The organism is Actinoplanes xinjiangensis, assembly GCF_003148685.1.
GTDB classification, from domain to species: domain Bacteria; phylum Actinomycetota; class Actinomycetes; order Mycobacteriales; family Micromonosporaceae; genus Actinoplanes; species Actinoplanes xinjiangensis.
Genome location: NZ_QGGR01000044.1, coordinates 31,547 through 56,398 on the forward strand (window position 1 = coordinate 31,547; position 24,852 = coordinate 56,398).

Below are 24,852 nucleotides of genomic sequence, written 5' to 3' on the forward strand. Positions count from 1 at the left end.
ACGTTCTGCTCGATATGACGGCAGTGCTGATCTCCGGTTGCTGCTACCGTTTCGCCGATTGTTCCCCGGCGGCCGGTATCCGGCGCCCCGAGTAGGAAAGAAAAGCGACGCCCATGGCGACAGAGGTCATGCCGTATTCACCGCCGGAGGCGACGGCGACGAGAGCGGACCGCGGACGGGTCGTCATCGCGGTCCTCGCGCTGGGCTGGCTGGCGGGAGTGCTGTGGCGGCTCTGGCTCGGTAGCCCGATCACGCATCCCATCGCACACGCCGATGAGGACAGTTACATGAACGCGGCCCGGGCCATCGCCGGCGGGCCCGAGGGGTTCAGCTCGGAGACGCCACTGTTCCGCCGGATCGGGTATCCACTGCTCGTCTCGCCGGCCTTCGTGTTCGGGCCGGACTTCGCGACCTCGTACAAGATCGTGCATGTCATCAATGCGGTGATCAGTGCCCTCAGCCTGCCGCTGGCCTATCTGCTGGCCCGCCGGATGTTCGGGCTGACCACCGGGATCGCGCTGGCCGCGGCGTTCGTCGCGGGCACCGTGCCGGCCGGTGTCTTCTGGTCGCTGGTCGGCATGACCGACTCGGTCATGGCGCCGCTCATGCTCGGCTGGTTCCTGGCGATCCATTGGTGGGTCGGCGCACCCGCGCGCAGCGGACCGGCGATCACCGTGGGCGTGATGACCGGCGTGCTCTACCTGGTGCACATCCGCGGCACCATCCTGGTGGGCGTCTACTTCGCGTTCCTGGTCTTCCTGCTGATCCGCAAGCGGGTGGGCCGGCGTGCGGCCGGCCTGTCCCTGGTGCCGCTGATGCTCGCGGTCGTGCTGAACCAGGTGGTCATCCTGCTGATCGGCGACCGGGTCCATCTGCGGGGCGACATCGTCGGCGGCGGCACCATGGCGGTGTTCACCGAGATCCAGCGCCTCCAGGTCTTCATCGCCTCGTTCGGCACCAACCTCTGGTACCTGTGCGTGGTCACCGGCGGGCTGGCCGGCCTGGCCTGGGTGGCGACCACGGTCGAGATGTTCCGGCCCGCCCGTGACGCGGCGTTCCGGTGGACGGCCGGGCTCGCGCTCGTCAGCACCATCGGGGTCGGCCTCGGTGCGGCGGTGGTGCTGGCCGGCCTGGTGGACACCCAGTCGGACGCCCTCTACTCGCGCTACGTGCAGGTGTTCGTCCCGTTCTGGATCCTGTTCGGCTTCGCCGTCCTGGCCGATCGGCGGCTGCGCACCCTGGTCCGGTACGCGCTGGTCCCGGTGCTGGTCCTGGTGGTCGGCGGGCTGGTGATCGCCTACCGGCTGCGCTACGTCGCCGAGCGGGGGCACGAGCTGTCGTACGGCATGTTCGGCGGCCCGGACCTGATGACCATGACCGCGGGCTGGAGCGAGTTCCGTCCGTACGTCGGCACCGCCATCGGTCTGGCGGGCCTGGCCGTGCTGCTGGCCGCCACCCGGGTGCGCCGGCTGGTCATCCCGCTGATGGTGGTGGTGGTCCTGGTGAACGGCGTGACCATGGCGGTGATGCGCGACCGTCTCATCGAGCCGATCGGCAGCCGGTTCAGCCTGCCGGTGGACCTGGGTGAGCTCGGCGTCGGCCCCGATGACGCGATCTCCTACACCAGGCGCATCTCCAACGAGGCGTACTACGTCCTCTACCACGACGTGTACTGGACGGAGTTCACACCGGTCGGCGAGGACGACGTACCGCCGCCGCACATCGAGGTCATGATCGGTCGCTACCACCCGGGCGAGAAGCTGCACTGGGACGGCGCCGAACACGGTTTCACTCTGCTCCAGGCGAGCGACGAGGCGCACATCGCGGTCTGGCGCCGCGGCTAGTCCTCGATACGAGAAGGCCCCGGCCGTGTTCGGCCGGGGCCTTTTCCGTCAGGACTGGAGCGTGGTCAGCCTGGTGAACTCGGCAGGCAGGTCGTAGCCGTCCCAGAGGGCGCCGAAGGTGAGCGCCGAGCCGAACGGCACGATCCGGTCCACGCCGCGGCCGCCCAGCTCGACGGCGAAGGCGCGCAGCTCGGCGGGGGTGAACCCGAAGTGGCTGACCGTCTGGTCCTGCCGGGTCATCGCCGGCACCAGATCGAGCAGCGAATCCGCCTCGGCGAACGGGAAGGCGCCCGCGCCGATCCAGCGCCGGGGCGCCCGCTCGGCGCCGGCCAGCGTCACCGCGGTGAGCCGGTTGTCCGGGAAGTCCAGCGCGGTGGCGGCCCCGGTGGCGGCCAGTTCGTACGCGTTGACCCGCTTCTCCACCGCCATCGCCGGGTCGACCGTCCAGCCGCGCTGATCGACCACGTCGAGCAGCAGGTCGAGGAACTCGGCCCGGACCGCGGCCGTGTCCGTGCCACCACCGGCGCCGCCGACCAGGAAGACGGTCCGCGGCGAGGAGCAGGCGGCCTGGTCGAACCAGTAGGCGTCATTGGCGAACCCGACCACGGCGGTGCGGCGGGCGGCCGGGTCGGCGGCACGCCAGCCGGGCACCGACAGGACGGCCCACGACGTACGGTCGGGGAAGGTCAGATCACGCGCGGACGGCCGCAGCGGCAGCTTGCGGATGGTGTCGACCGCGCGGTCCCCGCCCCAGACGACCCGCAGGTCACACCAGCGACTGAGGGCCCCGGTCACCGCGTCGTCGTGACCGTAGGTGATCATCCGCTGGGTCCGGCCGATCACCGGGTCGGCGTCGGTCGCGTTGAGGGCGTCCAGGATCACCTCGGCCGCTCCGGCGGACCGTGACGAGATCCGGACCACGTTGTGGTTGCCGGCGAGCGCGGAGATCGCCCACGAGTAGACGAAGATCGTGTCCACGTTGGCCGGTGGCAGGTGGAAGACGTTGCCCCGGGGGAAGACCAGCGCGTCCTGCCGGGCGGTCATCCGCGCCACCGACCGTTTGAGCTCGGCCGGCCGCAGAAAGTACCCGAGTGATCCCAGCTCGGGGTGGCGCCGGGCGACCGCGGGCGCGAGCAGCTTCCGGGCCAGCCCGGCGAGGAAGTCGACGACCCGGGGGTCACCGACGGTCAGCCGGTCCTCCGAGGGGGCGACCGGGTCGCCCTCGACTCCGAAACGGAACCTCATGCCTCGGCGCTCCGATACGTGTCCGAACAGCCCCGGGCCTCGGCGCGGGGCAGCCGGCCGAGTACCGAGAAACGTTTGCCGGGCCAGTCCCCGTCGTCGACGCCGTGCACGACGCCGAGGTCCTCGGTGAGCAGCACGTGCCCGGGGTACGAGGTGGGCAGCGTGCTCACCACCTCGAGGAGGCCCGGTTTGCCGGGCGGGAGTTCCGCCCAGGTCTCCGGGTCGCGAACCACGACGTCCGCGAAATCCGGGCAGTACAGCGATCCACCCGCCGGTCCTTCAAGGAAGATCGTCCCGATCTGCTCGACCATGCCGTAGAAGTTGTGGATCCGGGTGAGGCCGACGGCCGCCAGGCGGTTGCGGAACTCCTCCGGGGAGACGGCCTGGTCGACCAGTTTCTTCCAGCCGCCGGAGTGGATCAGGATGCCGTTGCCCAGGTCCAGGCCGTGCTCACGGGCGATCTCGTAGAGGTGGAGCCAGACCAGGTAGGTGAACCCGAAGATCAGGAACGGTTGATCGCCGTGTTTCGCCAGGAAGCCGCGGATGCCGTCGAGGTCGACCGCGCCGTCGTCGTCGAGTGCCCAGACGTGGTCGCGGCCGAACGTCGCCATGCCGAGTACGCCGGCGCCGCGGGCGCTGAACGAGCGGCGGTCCTTCAGGATCGACTTCGTGTCGACGATCAGCATCGGCAGCCGCCTGGGGCCGAGCACGGTCTGCAGGGTGGCGCCGAGCTGCCGGGTCTGCGTGGCCGCTGCCGCCTTGTCCAGATAAATCCGGCTGACCTCGCCCGTCGTGCCGCTCGACGTCAGTACCTTGAACACCTCGTCGTCCGGGATGCTCTTCAGTTCCAGTGTCTTGAAGAGCCGAACCGGCAGCCACGGCAGGTCGGACATCTCCGAAATGGAGGGAACGCCGGAAGCCGCGAGGATCCGGTCATAAGGTGCGCAGTGCCGCCGGTGATGCGCGACGAGATCCACCAACTGCGGGAGCAACTGCTTCTCCCGGTCGGATTGGGACAGCGTGAAGACACTCACAACGACGCCTCCAGCGCCCGATAGTCGGTCTTGCCGTTCGGCAGCAGCGGCAGCGCCTCGATCATGCGCACGTCGACGCCGGTGAAGTGGGTGCCGAGCCATTCAGCGATCTTGCTGCGGAGCGCACGGACGTCACCGTCTTCGGTGAAGACGTGCAGTCTGTCGTCACCGGCCACGGCCGCGACCGGGAAGTGTCGCTCCACGTCGTCCAGGTTGATCCGGACACCGAAGACCTTGGCCATCCGCTTGAGCCGGCCGGTGATGAAGAGGAACCCGTCGTCGTCGAGACGGCCCAGGTCACCGGTGTGCAGCACACCGGCCAGGTCGTCGCCCCGGGCCAGGTCGGCGGCCGTCTCGGCGTACCCCATCATGACGTTGGGCCCGCGGTAGACGACCTCGCCGTCCTCGATGGCGAAGGTGCCGCCGGGCATCGCCCGGCCCACCGAGCCGAGCCGGTCGGCCAGCCGTTCCGGAGGCAGACAGGCCATCCGCGGCCCGGCCTCGGTCTGCCCGTACATCACGAACATCCGGCCGCCGACGGCGTCCATCCGGGCGGCGAAGTCGGCGACGAGGTCGGTCCGCAGACGGCCGCCGGCCTGCGTGAGCGTACGCACGGACGGGTACCGCGCCGGGTCGAAGCGGAGTCGCCGCGCCATCTCGTACTGCGACGGCACGAACGCCAGCGAGGTGACCCGGTGCTCGCCGACCGCGGCCCAGAACTCCTTCTGCATGATCCCGGTACGTTCCAGCACCACGGTCGCCCCGCGGAGCAGGTGCGAGTGCAGCACCGACAGCCCGTACGAATAGAAGAGCGGCAGGGTGGTGATCGCCACGTCGTCGCCGGTGACGCCGAGGCTCTCGGCCACCTGCCCGGCGTTGGCGAGCATCGCCGAGCGGGAGAGCCGCACCAGCTTCGGGTCGCCGGTGGAGCCGCTGGTGGTGAGCAGCAGCGCCAGGTCGGGGTGCACCTCGCCGGTGGTGTAGCGGGCGATCAGGGCCCGGTGGTCGAGATCCGGATCGAGGAGCAGGACCGGCTTCTCCAGGCGCCACGCCGCGAGATAGCGGGCCACCGCCGGGACCGTGGTGGGCATCGGCAGGAAGACGATCGGCTGTCCGGCGATCTCCGCGGCGGCCGCGTCGATCATCGCGGGTGTCAGCCGCTCCCCGGTGGCCGCGTCGACGACCCGCGCGGAGGGGTGGAGCAGGTTCACAGTGTCAGTCCCCCGTCGACCCCGAGGATCTGGCCGGTGACGAATCGCGCCTGCTCGGAGAGGAGGAAGACGATCACGTCCGCGACCTCCCCGGCGGTGCCGAGACGGCCCAGGGCGGTGTGCGCGATCCGCTCGGCGCGGCCGGCCTCGTCCAGGCTGTCGAGCATGTCGGTGGTGATGAAACCGGGCGCGACCGCGTTGACCCGGATGCCGCGCGGGCCGAGCTCCTTGGCCGCGGACCTGGTCAGCCCGGCCACGGCGGCCTTCGACGCGGCGTAGACGGCCTGTCCGGCGACACCCTGGTCGCCGGTGACCGAGGCGGTGAGGACCACCGCCGGGCTCTGCCCGCGGGCGAGCAGCCGGACCGCGTTCTGGAGGGTGTACGCCGCACCGGCCGCGTTGACCGCGAAGAGCCGCTCGACCGTGGCGTCCGGTGTCATGCCGAGCATCCCGGCCGCGTGCGTGCCGGCGTTGACCACCAGCGCGTCGAGCCGTTTGAACGTGTCGAAGGAGAGCCGGGCCAGGGCCCTGCTGGTCGCCGGGTCGGCGATGTCACCGGCCGCGTGCACGACGGTCACACCGAACTTGGCGGTGATCTCTCCGGCCGCCGCGGCGATCCGTTCCGGGTCGTGGCCGTGCAGCACCAGTCGGTGGCCCTGTTCGGCGAGCCGATCCGCGACGGCCCGCCCGATTCCGCGGGACGCCCCGGTGACCAGGGCGACCCTCACTTGACGTCCACCCCGTATTTACCGAGGATTCGCGCGGCCTCGGCAAAGCTGGACATATTGATGACATCGTCGGTGTCAATCATTACCGAGAATTCATCTTCAATAGCGGCGACAAGCGACATGTGGGCGAGGGAATCCCACTTCTCATGGTCCTGGTAGCGCAGGTCGTCCACGGGCTCGTCCGCCGGAAGATCGAGGGCGGTACGGAACGCCTCGCGTAGTCTCTGCAGCTCAGTCACGGTATTACTCCAGGGTGGGATGTTCAGAGGAGACCTACGATCCCGCAGCTTCCCGGTCGTCCCGACCAATCGCGGTTGAACTGGGAATGAACTGCTCGCAGCATTTCTCCGCGCTTCTGGAAATGCGTTCCGGGCTGGTTATGCTTCCGCCTCGTAACCCCCCAGAACCCCCGGAGAATCTCGTGTCTGAACTCGCCGGCTCCTCGATCCTTGTCACCGGCTCGACCGGTTCCTTCGGCAAGGCCTTCCTGAAGTACGCGCTGACGCACCTCGACCCGTCGCGGATCGTGGTGTTCTCCCGTGACGAGCTGAAGCAGTACGAGGTCCGCCAGATGTTCGGCGACGACCCGCGCCTGCGCTTCTTCATCGGCGACATCCGCGACGAGAAGCGGCTCGCCCGGGCCATGCACGGGATCGACTACGTGGTGCACGCGGCCGCTCTCAAACAGGTCGACACCGCCGAGTACAACCCGTCGGAGTTCGTCGCCACCAACATCAACGGCACCCAGAACGTCATCGACGCGGCCATCAACGCCGAGGTCAAGAAGGTCGTCGCACTCTCCACCGACAAGGCGTCCAGCCCGATCAACCTGTACGGCGCGACCAAGCTGGCCGCCGACAAGATCGTGATCGCCGGCAACCACTACGCCGCCACCCACCCGACCCGGCTGGCCGTCGTCCGCTACGGCAACGTGATGGGCTCGCGCGGCTCGGTGGTCCCGTTCTTCCGCAAGCTCGCCGAAGAGGGTAAGAGCCTGCCGATCACCGACAAGCGGATGACCCGGTTCTGGATCACCCTGGACCAGGCGGTCAAGTTCGTCGTCGACTCGTTCGACGTGATGCAGGGCGGCGAACTCTACGTCCCGCGGATTCCGAGCATGCGGATCATGGATCTGGTCGAGGCCGTCGCCCCCGGTGCCGTCACCCACGAGATGGGCATGCGCCCCGGCGAGAAGCTGCACGAGGAGATGATCGCCGCCGACGACAGCCGTCGCACCCTGCGGTTCAAGGACCGCTACGTGGTGCAGCCGGTCGTCGCGAGCTGGGGCTACGAGACCCCGCTCGGCGGTGAAGAGGTTCCGGACGGCTTCAACTACCGCTCGGACAACAACGATCTGTGGCTCTCGGTCGACGAGATGCGCGACCTGCTCACGGAGAAGTGATGCTGCCGTACGGACGACAGTCGATCGACGCCGGCGACGTAGAGGCGGTCGTCGCCGCTCTGGGCAGCGACTGGCTGACCACCGGCCCTCGGGTCGTGCGGTTCGAGGCCGACATCGAGGCGGTGACCGGCGCCCCCGCGGTCACCGTCACCAACGGGACCACCGCGCTGCACGCGGCCTACGCGGCGGCCGGCATCGGCCCCGGTGACGAGGTCGTCACCACGCCGATGACGTTCGTGGCCACCGCGTCGACCGCGGCCATGCTCGGTGCCCGGGTGGTCTTCGCCGACGTCGAGGACGAGACCGCGAACCTCGACCCGGCCGCCGTCGAGACGCTGGTCACCGAGCGGACCCGGGCGGTCACCGCGGTCGACTACGCCGGCCATCCCGCCGAGTACGACGCGCTCCGCAAGATCACCGAACGGGCCGGTGCGGTGCTGATCGGTGATGCGGCGCACGCGATCGGCTCGACGTACCACGACCGGCCGGTCGGCACGCTCGCCGACCTGACCACCTTCAGCTTCTTCCCGACGAAGAACCTCACCACGGCCGAGGGCGGCGCGGTCGCGTCCATCCGCCCGGATCTGCTGGAGCGGGCCCGTACCTTCCGGTCGGTCGGCATGGTGAAGGGCGCCGGGAAGCTGCGGCGGCCGGACGAGGGCGGCTGGTTCTACGAGGTGCACGAGTTCGGCCTCAACTACCGCCTGCCCGACGTGCTCTGCGCACTGGGCAGCTCGCAACTGCGCCGGCTCGCCGCCTTCAAGGCCCGGCGCGGGCACCTCACCGCCCGGTACGACGAGCTGCTCGCCGACGTCCCCGGACTGCGCCTGCCCACCCAGCGCGCCGGCGTCGACCCGATGCGCCACCTGTACCCGGTACGTGTCCTGGACGGGCGCCGCCGTGAGGTCTACGAGCGGATGCACGCGGCCGGGATCGGTGTGCAGGTCAACTACATCCCGGTCTACTGGCACCCGGTCTTCGAGGACCTCGGGTACCGCCGCGGCATGTGCCCGGTCGCCGAGACCTTCTACGCCGAGGAACTGTCGCTGCCTCTTTTCCCCGACCTGAGCGACTCCGACCAGGACCGCGTCGTCGACACGCTGCGCGGGATCCTCGGGAGCTAGCGGGTGCACCACGGGAACCACTTCTACGGGCACGCCCATGTGCTGGCCGGATACTGCGGGCTGGACCCGTCCGCCCCGCCACGGATCGACGGGTACCTCCAGCACGGGTGGAACGTCGTCGACGGGCTGGGTTCGGGTACCCCGTACGCCCCCGGCAGCGCGGTCTTCGTGTGGTCCGAGCGGACCCGCCGCCGTGCCTGGTCGATGGGCCGGCCCCTGGCCACCGTGATCGGCGCCCCCTTCCTGTACCTGCTGCGGTCCACACCGGACGACACCGCGGCGGACGTACGGGAGGGGACGATCTGGTATCCGTTCCACGGCTGGGAGGGACAGCAGGTCAGCGGTGACCACCACCGGCTGATCGACGAGATCATCGCGACCGAGACCGGGCCGATCACGTTCTGCCTGTACTGGAACGAGTACGAGGACCCGCGGATCCGGGCGCTCTACGAGCGGGTGGGACGGGTCGTCTGCCACGGCTACCGCGGGTATATGCGGGAGCGTACCCACGCCCGGTTCCTGCACGGGCAGCTCGCCGAGCTGCGCCGGCACCGCCGGGTGGCGTCCAACCGGCTGAGCACCGCGATCTTCTACGGCGCCGCGGCCGGTTGCCGGCCGGCGGTCTACGGCGACCCGATGTACCTCGACGGCGAGGACACCCCGACGGCCGAGCGCATCCGCCGGGAGTGGCCGGAGCTGCACGGCGCCGACCCCGATCCGGCGACGGCCCGGGAGATCGTGCTCGCCGAACTCGGTGACGGCTGGCTGGCCTCCCCGGCGGAGTTGCGGGCGATCCTGGGATGGGCCGCATGATCCGGATGATCGGCGGCGAGATGCCGGAGTACACCGAGGAGCATCCGCCGTCGGGTGGCCTCCTCCACCGGTACCTGCTCGGTCGCCTGCCCACCGGCATCCGGGTGCTGATCGCCGGCCCGCACGACATCGGCCTGATCAGCGCGCTGGCCGAGCGCCGCGACGTCACCTGCCTGGTCCGGTCGCAGCCGGACGCCGCGGCGATCCCGGACGTCACGGTGCTCTGCGGCACCCTGTCCAAGCTCACCGACGCCGACCGCTACGACGTGGTGATCGCCCTCGACGGTGTCGGCCGGCTCTGCTCGCCGGAGGACACCCCGCTCGACTGGACCGAGTCGGTACGCGTCCTGGCCCGCGCGCTGCGGCCCGGCGGCACCCTGCTGCTCACCGTCGAGAACGAGCTGGGTGTGCACCGGCTCGTCGACCCCGGCGCACCGACCCTGACCCGGGCCGGGGACGCGTGGCGCCCGCTCGGTGAGTTCGGTGACGCGCCCGGCCGCCCGGACCGGCTGGCCGCCGCACTCACCGCCGAGGGCCTGCCGGTCGCCGCGCTCGCCGCCGCCTGGCCGCTGCCACAGAGCCCGTCCCTGCTGGTCACTCCGGAGACTCTGCGATACGGGCCGCTGGACGCGCTGGCCGCCCTCGCTGCCGGGGCCGTCGCCACGGCGTACCCGGAGAAGATCGTCCTCACCGACCCCCGGCGGCTGGCCGCCGCCGCCGTGCGCCGCGGTATCGGAGCCGAACTGGCCCCGGCCTGGCTGGTCGTCGCCCAGCGCGCCACCCGCCCGGGTCAGGCCGCCGTCCCGCTCGCACCGGCGCTGATCGCCGGCCCGTCCGGAACGGTGACCGAGGTGATCGGCACCCCGGACGGCGGCTGGCTACGGCGGGTGGTTCGCGGCTGGTCGCCACCGCTGTCTCCCGTGCCGGGAGACAGCGGTGAGAGCCAGCCGGGTTTGCCGGCGACGGACCGGGCGGGCGCGCCGGCGGGCTCTTCGGTGACGGACCGGGCGGGCGGGCCGCTGCCGAGCGGGCGGCTGCTGGAGGAACGGCTGCTCACGGCGGCTCTCGAACACGACCTGCCGGTGCTGCGGCGGCTGCTCACCGGCTGGATGACCGCGCTGCCGATGGCCGCCGCCGACAACGTGCTGGTGGACGGCGACCGGTACGCCCTGCTGGACCCGGCCGTCCCGGACCGGCCGGACGCCCTGGCCCGGTTCGCCCACACGCTGCTCACCGGCGGATATCACCACCCGTGGCCCGGGGTCACCGACGTGGCCCGGCTGATCGCCGTGCTCGCCGGGGCCGCCGGACTCGACGCCGCCCCCGAGCCGCCCCGCGCCGACGCACCGGACGGCCTCCGCGAGCATCGGGCCCAGCTCGACGCGCTGCGGCAGCGGCTCGCCGACGCCGAGGACCGCTGCCGGTTCTTCGAGGCGGAGCTGGCGAAGCGGGAGGCCGAACTGGGCCGCGCCCGGACACAGATCGCCGCGTTCAGCGGCAACCTCGGCTATCGCGCCGCCAAGGCCGGGCTCGTCCTGGCCCGCGCCGCCCGCAACCGGATCCGAAAAGGACGATCATGAGCACTCTCGGCATCATTCAGGCCCGGATGGGCTCCACCCGGCTCCCCGGCAAGGTCCTGCGCCGGCTGGGCGGGCGGAGCGTCCTCGACCGGGTGGTCCGCGCCGCCCGGGCCAGCGGCGTCATCGACGACCTGGTGGTGGCCACCACGATCCTGCCGGACGACGACGCGGTCGAGGCGGAGTGTGCGGCGATCGGGGTCGACTGCCACCGCGGGCCGGTCGACGACGTGCTCACCCGGTTCCTCGGGGTGCTGGAGACCAGGACCGTCGACGACGTGCTCCGGTTCACCGCCGACTGCCCACTGCTCGACCCCCGGCTCGTCGGCCGGGCGTACCGGGTGTTCACGGCGGCCGGCGTCGACTACCTGACCACGTCGATCACCCGGACGCTGCCGCGCGGGCTGGACGTCGAGGTGATCCGGGCGTCGGTGCTCAAGGAGATCGACAAGCTGGCGTACGACCACCACCGCACCCACGTGACGTCGTACGTCTACACCCACCCCGCCGACTTCGACCTGATCGGGCTCACCGTGCAGCCGGACATGTCGTACCTGCGGCTCACCCTCGACACCGAGGACGACTGGCGACTGATCGAGGCGATCGTCGACCACTTCGGTGACGCACCGGTCGCGGTCCGGGAGATCGCCGACTGGCTCGGCGGGCAGCCGGAACTGGCCGAACTCAACGCGCACATCATGCAGAAAGACCTGGAGCAGGCGTGACCGGCGTCGGGATCCGGTGTGACGCCGGGGCGCTGACCGGGGTCGGGCATCTCGTGCGCTGCGTGGCGCTGGCCGAGGAGCTGACCGCCCGCGGCGTGGACGTGCACTTCCTCAGCGATCTCGGTGGGGTGGCGTGGGCGGAGGCGCAGCTCGAACAGCGCGGGCTGCCGTGGCATCCGGCGCCCTATGACGAGGTGGGTCTGGTCTCGGCGGTACGGCGGCTCGGGCTCGACGCACTGGTCGTGGACTCGTACACGCTGCCGCCGGCGCACACCAAGGCCGTCCGGGCGGCGGGGACCACCGTGCTGGCCATCGTGGACGGTGACCCGCGGGGGCAGGACGCGGACATCTACGTCGACCAGAACCTCGATGCCGTGCTCGAGGTCGGGAACGTCCGGCTGGCCGGCCTCGACCATGCGCTGCTGCGTTCGTCGGTGCGGCGGCTCCGGCCTCTTACGGCGCCGGTGAGCACGTCCGGCCGTACCCCCGAGGTTGTCGCGTTCTTCGGCGGGACCGACGCCTACCGTGCCGCGCCGCAGGTCGCGCGGCTGCTCGCGGACACCGCGGTGCCCTTCGAGGCGACCGTCGTCGCCGCCGACGCGAGCCTGCGCGCCGAATTGCTCGCGGTACCGGCCGGTGATGGGCAGCGGTTCGAGATCATCGACCCGACCGACCGCCTGCCCGAGCTGCTCGCCGGCGCCGACCTGGTGGTCAGCGCCAGCGGCACCTCGACGTGGGAGCTGCTCTGCCTCGGCCGGGCCGCCGCACTGGTCCAGGTCGTCGACAATCAGATCCAGGGGTACGAACGGACCGTCGCCCGTGGTTATGCGGCCGGCCTGGGCCGTCTCGGCGCGTTCGACGACGACGCCGTGACCACCCTGCGGCGGCTGCTGCTGAATCCGGGCGACCGGACCGCCCTCGCCGTCCGCGGATGGGCGGCGGTCGACGGCCGCGGCGTCGAGCGGGTGGCGGACGCCCTGCTCAGGGGCGCGTGACCTCGACGACGACCTTGCCGACGGCGTGGTTCTCGACGGCCTCGTGCGCCTCCGCGATCCGCTCCAGCGGGAAGCGCAGGATCGGTAGCCCGGCCTCCTCACCGACCCGGAACGCGCCCGCGGCGACCGCCTCGGCGACCGCCGCGACCGCGTTCGCCTTTTCCTCGGCGGTGGTCGTGTAGGTCAGCACGAAGTCGAGGGTCGCGTTCTTCAGCATCGCCGGGAAACTCGGAACGGTGAGCTGCCCGCCGACGTAGATCGCGATGTTGCCGCCGGGTGCGAGCACCTCCAGATCCGTGTCGAGGTTGTCGGTGTTCACCTCGACGATCAGGCGCGGGCCCGCCGGGCTGACCTCGCGTACCCGGGCCACGACGTCCTCCTCCCGGTAGTCGATCACCGTGTCGGCGCCGGCGGCCAGGGCCAGGACCGCCTTCTCCTTCGAGCTCACCGTGGTGATCACCGTGGCGCCGGCCCACTTGGCCAGCTGGATAGCCGCGTTACCGACCGCGCCCGCGCCCCCGGCGACCAGCACGGTCCAGCCGGCCAGGGCGCCGGGCGCCAGCCGGGACGGGCCGTTCGCCGCGACGGTCAGGCAGCGGTGCGCGGTCAGCGCCGGGATGCCCAGATCGGCGCCGGTCTCGAACGGGACGTCGTCGTTCATCCGCACCACCTGGTGCCGGGGCAGCACGACGTACTCCTGGGCGGTGCCGTCGGCCCGGCCGTATCCGGCGTCCCACACCCAGACCCGGTCGCCCGGCTCCAGACCGGTCACGCCGAAACCGAGAGCGTCCACCACCCCGGCGCCGTCCTGGTTCGGCACCCGGGGTGGTGCCACCCCGTCGGGCACGCCTCGACCGGCCCTGGTGCCGGTGTCGGTCGGGTTCACCGCGGAGAGGACGATCCGGACGCGCACCTCCCCGGCGCCGGCCGGCGGCAGCTCACGGTCGACGATCTGCAGTACGGAAGCGGGACCCGGCTCGGCGAATACGGCAGCACGCATACCCCCACCCTATTCGCGCTGCGTCGGTCCGCCCGTCGCGCTCAGTCGTTCTGTCGGGTTGCCGAACAGGAGTAGCGGCAGTCCGCCGATATCCGGGAGGTTCCCGTGCCCACCGTGTTGATCGCCGACGACGAGGTCGACCACCGAGAACTACTGACCTTCGCCCTGCACCGGCTCGGCTATGACGTGGTGACCGCCGCCGACTCGTCCGGCGCCCTCGCGCGGCTGGCCGGCGGCGGCGTCGACGCCGCTCTGATCGACGTGCGCATGCCGGGCGGCTCCGGCATCGAACTGTGCCGGCAGATCCGCAGCGCCCCGGAGACCGAACTGCTGCCGATCATGGTGATCAGCGCCGACGTGCACCGCCACCAGGTCATGACCGCGCTACACGCCGGCGCCGACGACTTCCTGGCCAAGCCGTTCAGCCGGGCCCAGCTCACCACCCGTCTCGAGGCGCTGCTGCGGACCCGGCCCAGCGCGGCCGCCCGCTCGGCCGCGGCGGCCCGGGCCGCCCTGCTCGCCACCCGGCACGCGATCGTCGAGGAGGCCCCGGCCGTCCCCTACCGGCACACCGCCTGATCACGGGGCTCTCAGTAGTCCGCGACGATCCGGCGGGCCGGGCCGTCGACGGTGATGCGGCCGCCGTAGGGCAGCACCCACTGCGGGGCGGTATGGCCGAAATCGACACCGAAGACCACCATCGCCTCCGGGTTGTACATCGCCATCGCGTTGAGTACGGCCGCCCGCTGCTCCTCGCGGTAGGCGGCACGCTGCTCCGGCGGGCGCGGGTCGAACAAGGCGGTGCCCTTCGCGGTCGCCACCAGCACCGCCGGGAACTGCCGCAGCAGCCCGCGCTCGCCCGCGTTGCGCACCATCGTGAACACCTCGTCGCCGGACGGCATCTCCTCCGACGTCTCCAGGAGCAGCACCGATCCGGCGTACCGCTCGGCCGGGTGGATCCAGCGGCCGGCCGCCAGGTTCGCGTGCAGGATCTCCAGGCAGCCGCCCCAGGTCGGCCCGGTCACCACCCGATCCGGCTGGTGCCAGAACCAGCCCGGGCTGGGCACCGACGGCGGTGACTGGGTGAGCGCCTCCGGGCGATCCCAGCCCAGCTCCTCCTCGCAGAACTCGGGGAGCGGGCGGATCTCCAGCTCGGTCTTCTCGAAGAGCGCGGCCCGCAGCGACGTCAGGTGCTCCGGGTCGATGCCGGCACCCCGGGCCAGGTGCACCATGGTGGAGCCGCCGTGGAACCCCGGGATCCCGTGGAACCACAGCCAGTTCAGCAGGTTCGTGTTGTCCGAGAAGCCGAGGAACGGTTTCGGGTCGGCGCGGAACACCTCGGGGTCGAGGTACGGCAGGAGGGTGATCTGGTCGTTGCCGCCGATCGTCGCGAACACCGCCCGGATGGACGGGTCGGCCCATGCCGCCATCAGGTCGGCGGCCCGGTCGGCCGGTGACGCGCCGTGCCGGCGGGTGGTCGGGAACTCCACCGGCTCCAGGCCGAGCACGTCGCGAATCCGGTGCAGCGCCAGCTCGTGCACGGCCGGGAAGAGGGCCGGAGCGGCGAACGAGGGCGAGACGACAGCGACGCGGTCACCGGGGCTGAGCTTCATGTCGTTCATTCAACCCGCCCCGGCAACCCGGTTTCCGCCGTCACACCGTCGCTGTGCCGAGCACCTTCCCGTCCCGGTCGGTGATCAGGATGGCATCGACGTCGGTCGCCTTCGTCGAGCTGGCGCCGATCAATTTCGCCTCCCCGTTCGGGGTGTCGCCCCAGACCGCGGCCTGCTCGGTCTGGCCACCCCGGTTGCGGACCAGGCAGAGGAACGGCCCGTTGCCGCTGATCCGGCTGACATCGAGCGACACCTCGACACCCCACGCCTTCGGGGTGAGCTTGGCGTCACCGGTCAGCCCGCTGCCGGGCGCCGGCTGGAACCGTGCGTTGATCAGCTGGACGCTGGCCGGAGGTTGGGCCTCCGGGCGGTCGCCCGGCGGGGTGGCGGTGTTGGTGAAGATCCCGTAGGTGACACCGGCCGCGGCGACCAGCGTGACCGCGGCGACGGCCAGCCACCGCACCCTATTGACCCGGGTCTCCTTGAACTTCTCCGCGCGCATCCGGCTGAGCAGCGTCTCGATGTTCTGCGAGCTCGGCCTGGCGGCCGGACTCACCGCGAGCGCCGCGCCGCCACCGAGATGCCGTGCGTCCGGCATCCGTTGCAGCATCTCCGGTACGGGTGACAGCCGGTCCAGTTCGGTCCGGCACTCGGCGCACTCGGCCAGGTGGGCGTCGAGCCGTTCGGTGTCCGTCTCGTCCAGCCCACCGAGGAGGTAGCCGCCCAGCAACCGGTGCAGAGTCTGGTGGTCGTCGAGGTCGCTCATCGCAGCATCCCCATCTCCTCGAAGACGGTACGCAGCGCGCGTACGGCGTAATACGCGCGCGATTTCACCGTGCCCTCCGGCACCGAAAGTCTTCGCGCCGCGTCCGCCACGCTCTGCCCCTCGTAATACATCTGCTGGATCACCGCCCGGTGTTCCGGCGACAGGCGCTCCAACGCCTCCGCCACCAGCCAGCCTTCCACCATCTGATCGACATTGTCTGCCGACGGCACCGAGTTGACCGCGTTCTCATCGGCGACCAGCTTCGGCCGGCGCTGTTCGGCGCGCCAGGCGTTGGTCACCACGTTGCGGGCGATGGTGAGCAGGTACGACCTGGTCCGGCCCGGTTCCGGGTCGAGGTGGTCGATGTGCTTCCAGGCTCGCAACAGCGTCTCCTGAACCAGGTCCTCCGCCTTGTGCCGGTCGTTCACATACCGGGAGACGAAGTTGATCAGGACGGCATAGTGTTCGGTATAGAGCGCGGTCATCAGTTGCTCGTCGGGGTTCACCCGTCGCTTCATCGGCGCCAGCTCTCCCCTCGGGTTCGGCCCGGCCACCCGGATGTACATCGTGGCATGTGGACCGGTTCAAGCGTGGCCCGGAAAACCGGAAAACGTCGATGCCCGGCCCCCTTTCGGGGACCGGGCATCAGTGGATGTCGGGGAGGAATCAGCAGAATCCGGGTCCGCCGTACCGGAACGTCCGGGCGCTCAATTTGTCCACCTTGTAAGGCTCATCGGCCGGCTCGGCATACTCGGGTTCGGAGCGCACGTAGGTGTCGACCGCCGGACCGGAGATCAACGAGATGCTGCCGATCCGGGCGGGGGCGCCGTCGGCCTTCGTCCCGAACTGGCCGTTGCCCATGTCGGTGCACGGTTTCGCGGTCGCCGAGGCCACCTCGCCGAAGACCTGTACCAGGGTGGTCTTGGAGAAGTCGACGGTCCACTCCTTGGCCGGGAAGTAGCCGATCCACTCGGAGTCGTAGGCGATCCACCAGGCCTGATCGTGGAACTCGATGCCGAACCGCTTCGTGGTGTCCATGGGAAGCGTGTCACCGGGCCGGACGTTCGCGCTGTACTGCACGAACCCGCAGCCGTTGTAGCACCGGGGCTTGCCGTCCACCCAGGAGAAGACGAACAGGTGCGGATCGGCGTCGCCGTTGACGACCCGGTCCACGGTCCAGCCGACCTCGACGGTCTGGCTGACGCCGTCCGTGATCGACTGCACGGCCAGTTCGGCCAGCGTGTGGTAGTCCTCCTCGGCCAGCGCCGGCTTGTTGATCGTGAGGTTGGCGTAGGCGCCCTGGGTGACGGCCCCTTGCGAGGCCACGTTGTAGTGGAAGACGGCCTTGGCGGCCGGCGCGGACTTCTTGGTCACGCCGGGCGGCGCCGGCGGCACCACATCGGTCGGCTCCGACTCCAGGACGCCCTCGGGGGTGGAGAAGCCCTTCGGCGCGTACGCCTCATCGGCCTGATCGCCGGTCGTGGTGGGTGCGGCGGCGTCGAAACCGGACGCCTTGAGCGCGCCGCTACTGGCGCCGTCCCGCCCGACCTCGATGGCTTCCGGCTCCTGGCCCCACGGCAGTCTGGCCGGCGGCGTCGACTCCGGCGCCGCTTCTTCCGCGTCCTCCGCCGGGACGGCGACCACCGCGGGAGACGGGCTCTCCGGGATCTCCTCCGCGCCCGCGTTGAGAGTCGAGACGACCCCGATGGTGCCGATCACGACTGCCGATATACCGGCGGCGAGCAGTCCGCGGCGAGACTTCAACACGTGTCCGTCCTCGTTGTCGGGACAACGGAGGGGGGCCTCCGGCGGCCGGTTCCCGGCGCGCTGGTCACCATATAGCCTTCATATTCGGCAGCGACCGTCTGAGCAGCGTATTTCGGCGGAACGGCTGATCGGCCTAGGCCGATTCGGTGACACATCGACCCATTTATCGTACGCACTGTGTCGCCCTGATTGCGGAACGAAGTTTTTCGCACCCTCTCCAGAAAGAGGCAAAGTTCAACAAGCTTCTTTCCGGCGACATCGACTTCCGGGGTTCGTCACACGCGGCGGCCGATCATGTGGTAAAACCTATCACGTCTATAGGTTTTATAGAGGAGGGCCGCCTCGTGACGCTCGATCACCTAGCCATCGCTCAGCGCTTCTCGGCGGCTGCCGCGGAGTGGGCCGTCGCACCCCGGTTCGATCCGGTCGAGCGCTGGTACCACCGGCTCGCGGCGGCCGACGACCACGAGGTGTGGCTGCTCACCTGGCTGCCCGGACAGGCCACCGAGATCCACGACCACGGCGGCTCGGCCGGGGCGTTCCACGTGCACGGCGGGACCCTCACCGAGGACACCGTGTCGGTACGCGGCGGCACGCCCCGGATCGTCTCGCGGGAACTGGGCGAAGGCGCCGGCCGCCGGTTCGGCAGCCACCACATCCACCGCATCGAGAACCGCTCCGGCAGCCCCGCGGTGAGCGTGCACGTCTACGGTCCTGCGCTGACCAGCATGACCAAGTACCGCCTCGGCCCGGCCCGCCTGGAGGTCCTGACCGTCGAGCGCGCCGGCGCCCAGTGGTGATCCGCTACCGCGGGTAGACCACGCCCGAGCGGCCGCTGTAGAGGTGCCGGGTGCCGTCCCGCTCGCGGCCGGTGTTCGGCGCGTCCAGCCAGACGATGTAGGGCGCGCCCGGGGTCAGCCCGGTGATCGTGGCACTGACCGCGCATCCCGTCCCGGCCGGCACGTCCTGCCACACCGGCTCCGGCTGCCGGCCCGCCACGACGCCCTGGAGCACGGCGGTGACCCGGTAGTTCGAGTCGTACTGGGTGGGCCACTCGACGGTCAGCGAGCCGGAGCCCGGCGTCACCTCGACCGGGATCATCACCGGCTCGGTCCGCGGCCAGAGCCTGGTGCAGCTCGGATCCGGGGACGGTGCGGAGAGCGACACCGCGGGAGTGGCGGTCGGCCGGCCGACGGTCTCCGCCGGGGACGGCGTGGCCCTCCCCTGATCGACCACGATCCACTGCCGGCCCTCACCGGCCGCCGCCGGCGACTCGCCGGCCTCGTCACCGCCGATCCCGAGCGCGGCACAGCCGCCCAGCGTCAGCGAAGCCGCCGCCAGCACGAGCGTGATCCTGGTGTGCCGCATTCATCCCCCCGGGTCGGTGTCCCCCACCCATCGGCGGGCCCGGGCGGCTCCTTAGACCCCGGCCGGGCGCAGACGGTGGCCGGCCATCTCCAGTTCGCCGTCGTGCACGTACACCGGCGTGTGGAGCCCGGAGTCGTCGCGCAGCACGACCGACTCGCCGTCGATCAGATAGGTGCCGCGGGCCGGGCGGCGCCGACCGGCCACCTCGCCCGCGTACGTGCCGTCCCGGCGGAGCCGGAGCTTCACCGCCCCGTCGGGGCTGCGCCAGGCACCGACCACGGCGGCGCCGGTGGACATCCGGGGAGGGGTGGCCAGGGGGCCGGCATCGGTGCCTCCGACGCCGCCCATGGCGATGGCGAGGATCGAGGCGGCGTCGAGCACGGTGAAGTCGACGCGGTGCTCACAGGAGGTCGTCATGGTGTCGGGGCTCCGGTTCGGTCGGGGTCGGCCTCTCCGGTCGGCACCGACCGCCCGCGCACCTGGATTTCCTGAGTTGCGATCGGGAGCGATCCGGTAGGCGGACGGGTGCCGCGGATCAGCCCATGGCGCGCAGCGCCGCCGTGACCGCCACCGTGAACTTCTCCAGGTAGTCGTCCTCGATCGGCTGCCGGGCCACGGCCAGGCGCCAGTAGAGCGGGCCGAGGATCAGGTCGACGGCCACCTCCGGGTCGGTGCCGGCGGGCAGCTCACCCCGGGCCACCGCCTGGCCGATCAGCTTCTCGCCGACCGCCTGCTGGTGGGTGCGCAGAGCGCGCTGGAGCGTCTCCGCGATCTGAGGGTTGCGAGCCGCCTCGGCCATCAGATCCGGGATGATCTGGGAGGCCATCCGGTGCCGGAGCGCCGTGCTGACGATCAGCAGGAGCAGCGACAGGTCCCCGGAGAAACTCCCGGTGTCGGGAAGTGGAACTTTTCGTTCCGCGACATCCGAGATTATCTCCATTACCATTTCGAGCTTGTTGCTCCATCTACGATAGATCGCCGTCTTGCCGACACCGGCACGACGGGCAACCGCTTCGATGGACAGCCGGCCGTAACCGACCTCTGCCAGCTCGTTCATGACCGCGTTGCGAATCGCCACGGTGATGTCGCCTCGGAGCACCGCCGCTCCGGCTGGTGCGCGCTTAATCGTCGCCACACGGTCACTATAGCGCTACGACGTAACGGTTGCGTTCCGCCGTTTGGTCAGCTACCGTCACAGCCGCGTCGATACGAACCCGTTCCATCGGCGCGGTCGAGGGCCTGTCATGCTGCATGCTGTGTCCTCGCACCAGGCATCGGATCCCGCCGCGCCCCAAGGGCCGACCAGATCGGAGCACCACCCCATGACAGAGACGGCGGTCGCCTCGGCCGACGCCGGCCTCTCCCTCAAGGAGCTGGCCCGGCGCAACGGTCTGAGCGCCTCCGGACGGCTTCCCAGCCTCCCGGAGTACACGCGGGACCTCTGGGCGTACCGGCATTTCATCCGGGCGCACTCCAGCGCGAAGATAACCTCGTCGCTGGGCAACACCAAGCTCGGCGCGGTGTGGCAGGTGCTCACACCGATCATCAACGCCGCCGTCTACTACGTGATCTTCGGCCTGGTGCTCGGTGGGCACGAGGAGATGCCGAACTTCATCGCGTACCTCTGCATCGGTGTCTTCGTCTTCCAGTTCACCCAGTCGACGGTCCAGACCGGCGCCAACGCGATCACCGGCAACCTCGGCATGATCCGGGCGCTGCACTTCCCGCGCGCCAGCCTGCCGCTGTCGGCCGCCGTGGTGGAGATCCGCAACTTCGTCGTGGCGCTGTTCGTCCTGATGGGCATCGTGCTGCTCACCGGTGAGCCGATCACCGTGCAGTGGCTGCTCCTGGCGCCCCTGCTGCTCCTGCAGTCGTTCTTCAACCTCGGCCTGGGCCTGTTCATGGCCCGCTACGGCTCCAAGGTCCGCGACGTCAAGCAGCTGATCCCCTTCGTCATGCGGTTCTGGCTGTACGGCTCGGCCGTGCTCTACCCGGTCACCAAGTTCCGGGACGTGCTGAGCGGCTGGAAGCTCGAGGTCGTCGAGGCCAACCCGCTGCTGGTCTTCATCGAGCTGGCACGTCACGCGCTGCTCGAGGAGGCGGTGCTCGCGAACACGCCCACCGTGCTGTGGATCCAGGCGACCGTCTGGAGCCTGGTCGTCGGCGTTCTCGGTTACCTGTACTTCTGGCGCGGAGAGAAGGGCTACGGCCGTGGCTGACAACGAGCGCATCCCCACTGTCATCGCCGACGATGCCCACATCGTCTACAAGATCCACCAGGCCGCTGCGGGCAGCTCCAGCCCGCTCGCCAGCTTCAAGCGCCTCACCACCCGCAGCAGGAACGCGAACGTCCGTGAGGTGCATGCGGTCCGCGGTGTGAGCTTCGTGGCCTACAAGGGCGAGGCGATCGGTCTGATCGGCACCAACGGCTCGGGCAAGTCGACCCTGCTGCGTGCGGTGGCCGGGCTCCTGCCGGTGTCCAGCGGCGCCATCTACGCGGCCGGTCAGCCCTCGCTGCTCGGTGTCAACGCGGCCCTGATGAACGAGCTGCCCGGAGAACGCAACGTCGAGCTGGGCTGCCTCGCGATGGGCATGTCGCCGGCCGAGGTGCAGGCGAAACGGGACGACATCATCGAGTTCTCCGGCATCAACGACAAGGGTGACTTCTCCTCGCTGCCGATGCGGACCTACTCCTCGGGCATGTCGGCCCGGCTGCGGTTCTCCATCGCGGCGGCGAAGAAGCACGACGTGCTCCTGATCGACGAGGCGCTGGCCACCGGTGACGCGAAATTCCGCAAGCGCAGTGAGGAGCGGGTCCGGGAGCTGCGCCGCCAGGCGGGCACGGTGTTCCTGGTCAGCCACAGCGAGCAGTCGATCCGGGACACCTGCGAGCGCTGCATCTGGCTGGAGGCCGGCGAGATCCGGGCCGACGGCGCGACCTCCGAGGTGATGAAGGAGTACGAGGCCTTCTCCCGCAGGTAGGCCCCGTACCCCTTCCGTGCCGCGCTAGTTGACCGACAGATGCACGTGGTTGGTGTGGTCGCTGGACGGGTCTCCGCCCGCCCCGCTGTACGACCTCCAGCCACTGCTCGGTAGCCAGATCCGGCGGTACCAGATCACGTAGAGCACGTTCAGATCGTCGGCGTTGTTGATGAAGTAGTTCGCCAGGTTGTCGCCGTAGGTCTTGTCGCCGCCCGTGGCGTCCCCGCCGAAAGTGCCCTTCTCGGAGGAGAAGTCACAGGCCCGGCCCTTGGGGTGCTCGCCGCTGTTCTGCTCGCGCCAGCACTTGGTGAACCGGGTGAACCCGTCGGCGCGGGCCTCGTTGTAGGCGTGCAGCAGGGTCGCGGTCACGCAACCGCCGGTCCCGGTCGGGTCGGTCTTGCTACAGCCGGTGCCGCCCGGGCCCGGCGCCGCGTCGGCACTGCCGCCGCCGTCGGACGCGGAACTGGCGTCGTCGCCCTGGTTCGCCGCCTTCAGAGCCGCCTCGGCCTGCTGCTTCTGCTTCGCCATCACGGTGACCTGCTTCTGCTGGTCCTTGATGGCGATGTCGATCGCGTCCTTGGCCTTCTTCCGGGTCTCCCGGGTGGTCTTCAGGTCCTCGATCGCCTTGTTCTGGTCGGCGGCCACGATCGCCAGGGTCTCGGCCCGGCCCAGGAAGCCCTCGGCCGAGTCGGAGCTGAGCAGGGCCGCCATCGGCCCGCCCCGGCCCGCGGTGTACGCCTGGGAGGCGAGCAGGTCCAGCCGGTCCTGCTGAGGTCCCAGATCGGCGTCCAGGCGCTTCAACTCGGCGGCCAGCTTGGTCTGCTGTTCCTTGGAGGTCTTGAGTTTGGCCTTCGCCTCGACGAACCCCTTGGAGGCCTTCTCCAGTTTGTCGATCAGTGACGCGGAGCCGCCCTCGCCATCGTCACCGGAGTCGCCGGGAGCGGCGAGCAACCGGGGGGCCGCGGTGGCCGGCGTCGGGGCGACGGCCAGTCCGCACGCGGTGATGAGCAGCGCCAGCAACGCCGCTAATCGCCGCGCAGTGTTCTGCTGCACAGGCATTTCCTTCCGTCGGCCGCCGGCCGGGTTAGCTGACGGGTTCGGGACGAAGGAAATCCCTACCGCTGTGGCGGATTCACCCCGAGGGAATATGGTTCCCCGGCTCGCCATTGACGGCGATTAGGCGGCGGCTCCCGTGCGGGAACCGCACCGACCATACCCACTCGATCGACAGATCGACAGTTCTCGCACGCCCCGCGATTGTCTCGACACGAGCGGTGACAGCAATTACAGAAAGTCGTTGCAAGGTAACACTTTTGGCGGTTCCCAGGGTCTGATCCACGGCGATATCTCGGGTAAACTGGCCGCCGGTCCTGCCAGGACGGCACCGCCCCCGAGTTGCCGGCAGGCCACCGCCCAATCGTCGAAAGGCGAGCCGGGGAACCAGGTCACTGGGGTGTATCCGCAGTTTGCGGTAGGGATTGCTTCCGTCCCGAACCCGTCAGCTAACTCGGTCGGCGGTGACACGGAAGGAACTGTTGATGACCGCAAGTCCCCGCCGGTGGCTGATACTTGCCCTGGCGCCGCTGGTGACCGCCGTGCTGGTGACGGCGCCCGCCTCTCCGGCCTCGGCCGAGCCCGGCGGCTCCTCGTCGACTGCTCAAGAGCAGGAACAGAACGGCGATTCGGATGCACTTCTCTCCGATGTGATCGAAAACACCAATCGCCGCTACGTGACCGCCAAGGCGGCCGTGGAGAAATCGGTGAAGGCCCAGACCCAGCTGGCCAACCAGATCAAGCAGGCCGAGGGCCGGCGCGACGCGCTGATCCCCGAGGTCGACAAGATCGCCAAAGAGCAGTACATGACGGGCAACCTCAGCTCGATCGGCTACCTGTTGCAGGCCAACTCCTCGGGTGACTTCCTGGAGAAGGCGGTCTCCCTTGAGGAGATCAACCGGCTGCACAACGCCAAGCTGCGCGAACTCAACGAGGCGCTCCGGACCATCAAGGAGAGCAAGGTCCGGCTCGACGCCGAGGTGAAGCAGCAGCAGCAGAACGCCGCCGTGATGAAGAAGCAGAAGGACCAGGCGACCGACGCGCTCGCCCTGGTCGGCGGCAAGGGAGTCACCGACGGCCTCGTGGTCGCCAACTCACCCGAGGCGGCGCCGGCACCCCGCAACTCCAACGGCGGGTTCTCGGCCGAGGGCTGCACCGAGAAGGACCCGACCACGAACGGGTGCGTCACCAAGCGCACGCTGCACATGTACAAGGAAGTCAAGAAGGCCGGCTTCAACAACTTCGTCGGTTGCCACCGTGACGGTGGTCCGTTCGAGCATCCCAAGGGCCGCGCCTGCGACTGGTCGCTCCAGAAATCCGGGTTCTCGTCGTTCGACACCGACAAGGAATTCAAGTACGGCAACAACCTGATGGCGTTCCTGGTCCGCAATGGCGAGGAGCTCGGCATCTACTACGTGATCTGGAACAAGAAGATCTGGTTCCCCGCGAACGGGTGGAGCAACTACCACGGGGTCAGTGATCACACCGACCACGTGCACGTATCCATGCTCTAGGTGGCTGGTGTTAAACGCGGGTTGATCAGAGTTTCTGATCAACCCGCGTCGGTCTTTGTGGGCTGCTGCGGGTGAGAGACAGCGGCGGCCG

26 protein-coding genes and 2 riboswitches are annotated in these 24,852 nt (G+C 70.0%); of the genes, 12 read left to right on the forward strand and 14 right to left on the reverse strand.

What is annotated here, in order from left to right; all coding sequences use genetic code 11:
* Positions 1-113 precede the first annotated feature (113 nt).
* Complete coding sequence (locus BC793_RS45725; protein ID WP_109602921.1) at positions 114-1,844, forward strand: hypothetical protein; 1,731 nt, start codon at positions 114-116, stop codon at positions 1,842-1,844.
* A 48-nt stretch (positions 1,845-1,892) separates the two neighbouring features.
* On the opposite strand, the gene BC793_RS45730 is transcribed toward BC793_RS45725, so the two are convergent.
* From BC793_RS45730 to BC793_RS45750, 5 genes are read right to left on the reverse strand one after another with little or no spacing between them, the layout of a single operon-like run.
* A complete protein-coding gene (locus tag BC793_RS45730; protein ID WP_109602922.1) occupies positions 1,893-3,089 on the reverse strand; it encodes an acyl-CoA reductase in 1,197 nt (398 codons plus the stop codon).
* On the reverse strand, positions 3,086-4,123 hold the full coding sequence (locus BC793_RS45735) for a LuxE/PaaK family acyltransferase (protein WP_109602923.1): 1,038 nt from the start codon (positions 4,121-4,123) through the stop codon (positions 3,086-3,088). The genes BC793_RS45730 and BC793_RS45735 overlap by 4 nt, the downstream gene beginning before the upstream one ends.
* A complete protein-coding gene (locus tag BC793_RS45740; RefSeq protein ID WP_109602924.1) occupies positions 4,120-5,334 on the reverse strand; it encodes an AMP-binding protein in 1,215 nt (404 codons plus the stop codon). Before BC793_RS45740 ends, BC793_RS45735 begins: the two co-directional genes overlap by 4 nt.
* Entirely contained in the window at positions 5,331-6,062 is a 732-nt protein-coding gene (locus BC793_RS45745; RefSeq protein ID WP_109602925.1) for an SDR family NAD(P)-dependent oxidoreductase, read from the reverse strand. The genes BC793_RS45740 and BC793_RS45745 overlap by 4 nt, the downstream gene beginning before the upstream one ends.
* Positions 6,059-6,301: an acyl carrier protein gene (locus tag BC793_RS45750; protein ID WP_109602926.1), complete on the reverse strand. Its 243-nt coding sequence runs from the start codon at positions 6,299-6,301 to the stop codon at positions 6,059-6,061. Before BC793_RS45750 ends, BC793_RS45745 begins: the two co-directional genes overlap by 4 nt.
* A 182-nt stretch (positions 6,302-6,483) precedes the next feature.
* On the opposite strand from BC793_RS45750, the gene pseB reads away from it, so the two are divergent.
* From pseB to BC793_RS45780, 6 genes are read left to right on the forward strand one after another with little or no spacing between them, the layout of a single operon-like run.
* Complete coding sequence (pseB, locus tag BC793_RS45755; RefSeq protein ID WP_109602927.1) at positions 6,484-7,464, forward strand: UDP-N-acetylglucosamine 4,6-dehydratase (inverting); 981 nt, start codon at positions 6,484-6,486, stop codon at positions 7,462-7,464.
* Positions 7,464-8,588 carry a DegT/DnrJ/EryC1/StrS family aminotransferase gene (locus BC793_RS45760; RefSeq protein ID WP_109602928.1) on the forward strand — a complete coding sequence of 375 codons (1,125 nt, stop codon included), beginning with the start codon at positions 7,464-7,466 and terminating at the stop codon, positions 8,586-8,588. Before pseB ends, BC793_RS45760 begins: the two co-directional genes overlap by 1 nt.
* Before the next feature lie 3 nt (positions 8,589-8,591).
* Positions 8,592-9,401: a hypothetical protein gene (locus tag BC793_RS45765; RefSeq protein WP_109602929.1), complete on the forward strand. Its 810-nt coding sequence runs from the start codon at positions 8,592-8,594 to the stop codon at positions 9,399-9,401.
* Entirely contained in the window at positions 9,398-10,981 is a 1,584-nt protein-coding gene (locus BC793_RS50890; RefSeq protein ID WP_203896639.1) for a class I SAM-dependent methyltransferase, read from the forward strand. Before BC793_RS45765 ends, BC793_RS50890 begins: the two co-directional genes overlap by 4 nt.
* On the forward strand, positions 10,975-11,703 hold the full coding sequence (locus BC793_RS45775) for a cytidylyltransferase domain-containing protein (protein WP_109602943.1): 729 nt from the start codon (positions 10,975-10,977) through the stop codon (positions 11,701-11,703). Before BC793_RS50890 ends, BC793_RS45775 begins: the two co-directional genes overlap by 7 nt.
* The gene (locus tag BC793_RS45780; RefSeq protein ID WP_109602930.1) at positions 11,700-12,698 is read left to right on the forward strand and encodes a PseG/SpsG family protein; all 999 of its coding nucleotides are present in this window, start codon (positions 11,700-11,702) and stop codon (positions 12,696-12,698) included. The genes BC793_RS45775 and BC793_RS45780 overlap by 4 nt, the downstream gene beginning before the upstream one ends.
* Here BC793_RS45780 and BC793_RS45785 read toward each other — a convergent pair.
* Positions 12,685-13,698, reverse strand: coding sequence for an NADPH:quinone reductase (locus BC793_RS45785; RefSeq protein WP_109602931.1), 1,014 nt, complete (start codon positions 13,696-13,698; stop codon positions 12,685-12,687). The two genes, BC793_RS45780 and BC793_RS45785, sit on opposite strands and share 14 nt — an antisense overlap.
* Before the next feature lie 105 nt (positions 13,699-13,803).
* Between BC793_RS45785 and BC793_RS45790 the strand changes: the two genes are divergently transcribed.
* The gene (locus BC793_RS45790) at positions 13,804-14,277 is read left to right on the forward strand and encodes a response regulator transcription factor (protein ID WP_109602932.1); all 474 of its coding nucleotides are present in this window, start codon (positions 13,804-13,806) and stop codon (positions 14,275-14,277) included.
* An 11-nt stretch (positions 14,278-14,288) separates the two neighbouring features.
* On the opposite strand, the gene BC793_RS45795 is transcribed toward BC793_RS45790, so the two are convergent.
* The 4 genes from BC793_RS45795 to BC793_RS45810 form a co-directional block, all read right to left on the reverse strand.
* Positions 14,289-15,311 carry a S66 family peptidase gene (locus BC793_RS45795; RefSeq protein WP_109602944.1) on the reverse strand — a complete coding sequence of 341 codons (1,023 nt, stop codon included), beginning with the start codon at positions 15,309-15,311 and terminating at the stop codon, positions 14,289-14,291.
* 40 nt (positions 15,312-15,351) lie between these two features.
* Positions 15,352-16,077, reverse strand: coding sequence for a zf-HC2 domain-containing protein (locus tag BC793_RS45800; protein WP_109602933.1), 726 nt, complete (start codon positions 16,075-16,077; stop codon positions 15,352-15,354).
* Positions 16,074-16,595 carry a sigma-70 family RNA polymerase sigma factor gene (locus BC793_RS45805; protein ID WP_093620254.1) on the reverse strand — a complete coding sequence of 174 codons (522 nt, stop codon included), beginning with the start codon at positions 16,593-16,595 and terminating at the stop codon, positions 16,074-16,076. The genes BC793_RS45800 and BC793_RS45805 overlap by 4 nt, the downstream gene beginning before the upstream one ends.
* A 148-nt stretch (positions 16,596-16,743) precedes the next feature.
* Positions 16,744-17,844: a neprosin family prolyl endopeptidase gene (locus BC793_RS45810; RefSeq protein WP_239170712.1), complete on the reverse strand. Its 1,101-nt coding sequence runs from the start codon at positions 17,842-17,844 to the stop codon at positions 16,744-16,746.
* 344 nt (positions 17,845-18,188) lie between these two features.
* Here BC793_RS45810 and BC793_RS45815 point away from each other — a divergent pair, with 344 nt between their 5' ends.
* Positions 18,189-18,644, forward strand: a complete 456-nt coding sequence (locus BC793_RS45815; protein WP_109602935.1) for a cysteine dioxygenase — start codon at positions 18,189-18,191, stop codon at positions 18,642-18,644.
* 4 nt (positions 18,645-18,648) lie between these two features.
* Here the strand turns inward: BC793_RS45815 and BC793_RS45820 are convergent, their stop codons facing one another.
* From BC793_RS45820 to BC793_RS45830, 3 genes are all read right to left on the reverse strand, one after another.
* Positions 18,649-19,212 carry a fibronectin type III domain-containing protein gene (locus BC793_RS45820; RefSeq protein WP_109602936.1) on the reverse strand — a complete coding sequence of 188 codons (564 nt, stop codon included), beginning with the start codon at positions 19,210-19,212 and terminating at the stop codon, positions 18,649-18,651.
* A gap of 51 nt (positions 19,213-19,263) precedes the next feature.
* The gene (locus BC793_RS45825; protein ID WP_109602937.1) at positions 19,264-19,629 is read right to left on the reverse strand and encodes an Atu4866 domain-containing protein; all 366 of its coding nucleotides are present in this window, start codon (positions 19,627-19,629) and stop codon (positions 19,264-19,266) included.
* A gap of 118 nt (positions 19,630-19,747) precedes the next feature.
* On the reverse strand, positions 19,748-20,311 hold the full coding sequence (locus tag BC793_RS45830; RefSeq protein ID WP_109602938.1) for a TetR/AcrR family transcriptional regulator: 564 nt from the start codon (positions 20,309-20,311) through the stop codon (positions 19,748-19,750).
* A gap of 223 nt (positions 20,312-20,534) precedes the next feature.
* Between BC793_RS45830 and BC793_RS45835 the strand changes: the two genes are divergently transcribed.
* Together BC793_RS45835 and BC793_RS45840 are read left to right on the forward strand one after the other, a co-directional pair.
* Positions 20,535-21,431, forward strand: coding sequence for an ABC transporter permease (locus tag BC793_RS45835; RefSeq protein WP_109602939.1), 897 nt, complete (start codon positions 20,535-20,537; stop codon positions 21,429-21,431).
* Positions 21,424-22,194 (forward strand): ABC transporter ATP-binding protein, encoded by a 771-nt coding sequence (locus BC793_RS45840; protein WP_109602940.1) that lies wholly within the window; start codon positions 21,424-21,426, stop codon positions 22,192-22,194. The genes BC793_RS45835 and BC793_RS45840 overlap by 8 nt, the downstream gene beginning before the upstream one ends.
* A gap of 24 nt (positions 22,195-22,218) precedes the next feature.
* Here BC793_RS45840 and BC793_RS45845 read toward each other — a convergent pair whose 3' ends face one another.
* Positions 22,219-23,253, reverse strand: coding sequence for a coiled-coil domain-containing protein (locus BC793_RS45845; protein ID WP_109602941.1), 1,035 nt, complete (start codon positions 23,251-23,253; stop codon positions 22,219-22,221).
* Positions 23,252-23,387, reverse strand: a riboswitch (cyclic di-AMP (ydaO/yuaA leader). It overlaps the preceding gene by 2 nt.
* A 207-nt stretch (positions 23,388-23,594) precedes the next feature.
* A riboswitch (cyclic di-AMP (ydaO/yuaA leader) is annotated at positions 23,595-23,726 on the forward strand.
* A gap of 6 nt (positions 23,727-23,732) precedes the next feature.
* Here BC793_RS45845 and BC793_RS45850 point away from each other — a divergent pair.
* Positions 23,733-24,761: a coiled-coil domain-containing protein gene (locus BC793_RS45850; protein WP_109602945.1), complete on the forward strand. Its 1,029-nt coding sequence runs from the start codon at positions 23,733-23,735 to the stop codon at positions 24,759-24,761.
* The last annotated feature ends 91 nt before the right edge of the window (positions 24,762-24,852 follow it).

Excerpts from the sequence above, each read along its gene's own strand:
- BC793_RS45725 (WP_109602921.1), top strand. The coding sequence starts at position 114 with ATGGCGACAGAGGTCATGCCGTATTCACCGCCGGAGGCGACGGCGACG.
- BC793_RS45730 (WP_109602922.1), bottom strand. The coding sequence starts at position 3,089 with ATGAGGTTCCGTTTCGGAGTCGAGGGCGACCCGGTCGCCCCCTCGGAG.
- BC793_RS45760 (WP_109602928.1), top strand. The coding sequence starts at position 7,464 with ATGCTGCCGTACGGACGACAGTCGATCGACGCCGGCGACGTAGAGGCG.
- BC793_RS50890 (WP_203896639.1), top strand. The coding sequence starts at position 9,398 with ATGATCCGGATGATCGGCGGCGAGATGCCGGAGTACACCGAGGAGCAT.
- BC793_RS45785 (WP_109602931.1), bottom strand. The coding sequence starts at position 13,698 with ATGCGTGCTGCCGTATTCGCCGAGCCGGGTCCCGCTTCCGTACTGCAG.
- BC793_RS45795 (WP_109602944.1), bottom strand. The coding sequence starts at position 15,311 with ATGAAGCTCAGCCCCGGTGACCGCGTCGCTGTCGTCTCGCCCTCGTTC.
- BC793_RS45800 (WP_109602933.1), bottom strand. The coding sequence starts at position 16,077 with ATGAGCGACCTCGACGACCACCAGACTCTGCACCGGTTGCTGGGCGGC.
- BC793_RS45805 (WP_093620254.1), bottom strand. The coding sequence starts at position 16,595 with ATGAAGCGACGGGTGAACCCCGACGAGCAACTGATGACCGCGCTCTAT.
- BC793_RS45820 (WP_109602936.1), bottom strand. The coding sequence starts at position 19,212 with ATGCGGCACACCAGGATCACGCTCGTGCTGGCGGCGGCTTCGCTGACG.
- BC793_RS45825 (WP_109602937.1), bottom strand. The coding sequence starts at position 19,629 with ATGACGACCTCCTGTGAGCACCGCGTCGACTTCACCGTGCTCGACGCC.
- BC793_RS45835 (WP_109602939.1), top strand. The coding sequence starts at position 20,535 with ATGACAGAGACGGCGGTCGCCTCGGCCGACGCCGGCCTCTCCCTCAAG.
- BC793_RS45845 (WP_109602941.1), bottom strand. The coding sequence starts at position 23,253 with ATGCCTGTGCAGCAGAACACTGCGCGGCGATTAGCGGCGTTGCTGGCG.
- BC793_RS45850 (WP_109602945.1), top strand. The coding sequence starts at position 23,733 with ATGACCGCAAGTCCCCGCCGGTGGCTGATACTTGCCCTGGCGCCGCTG.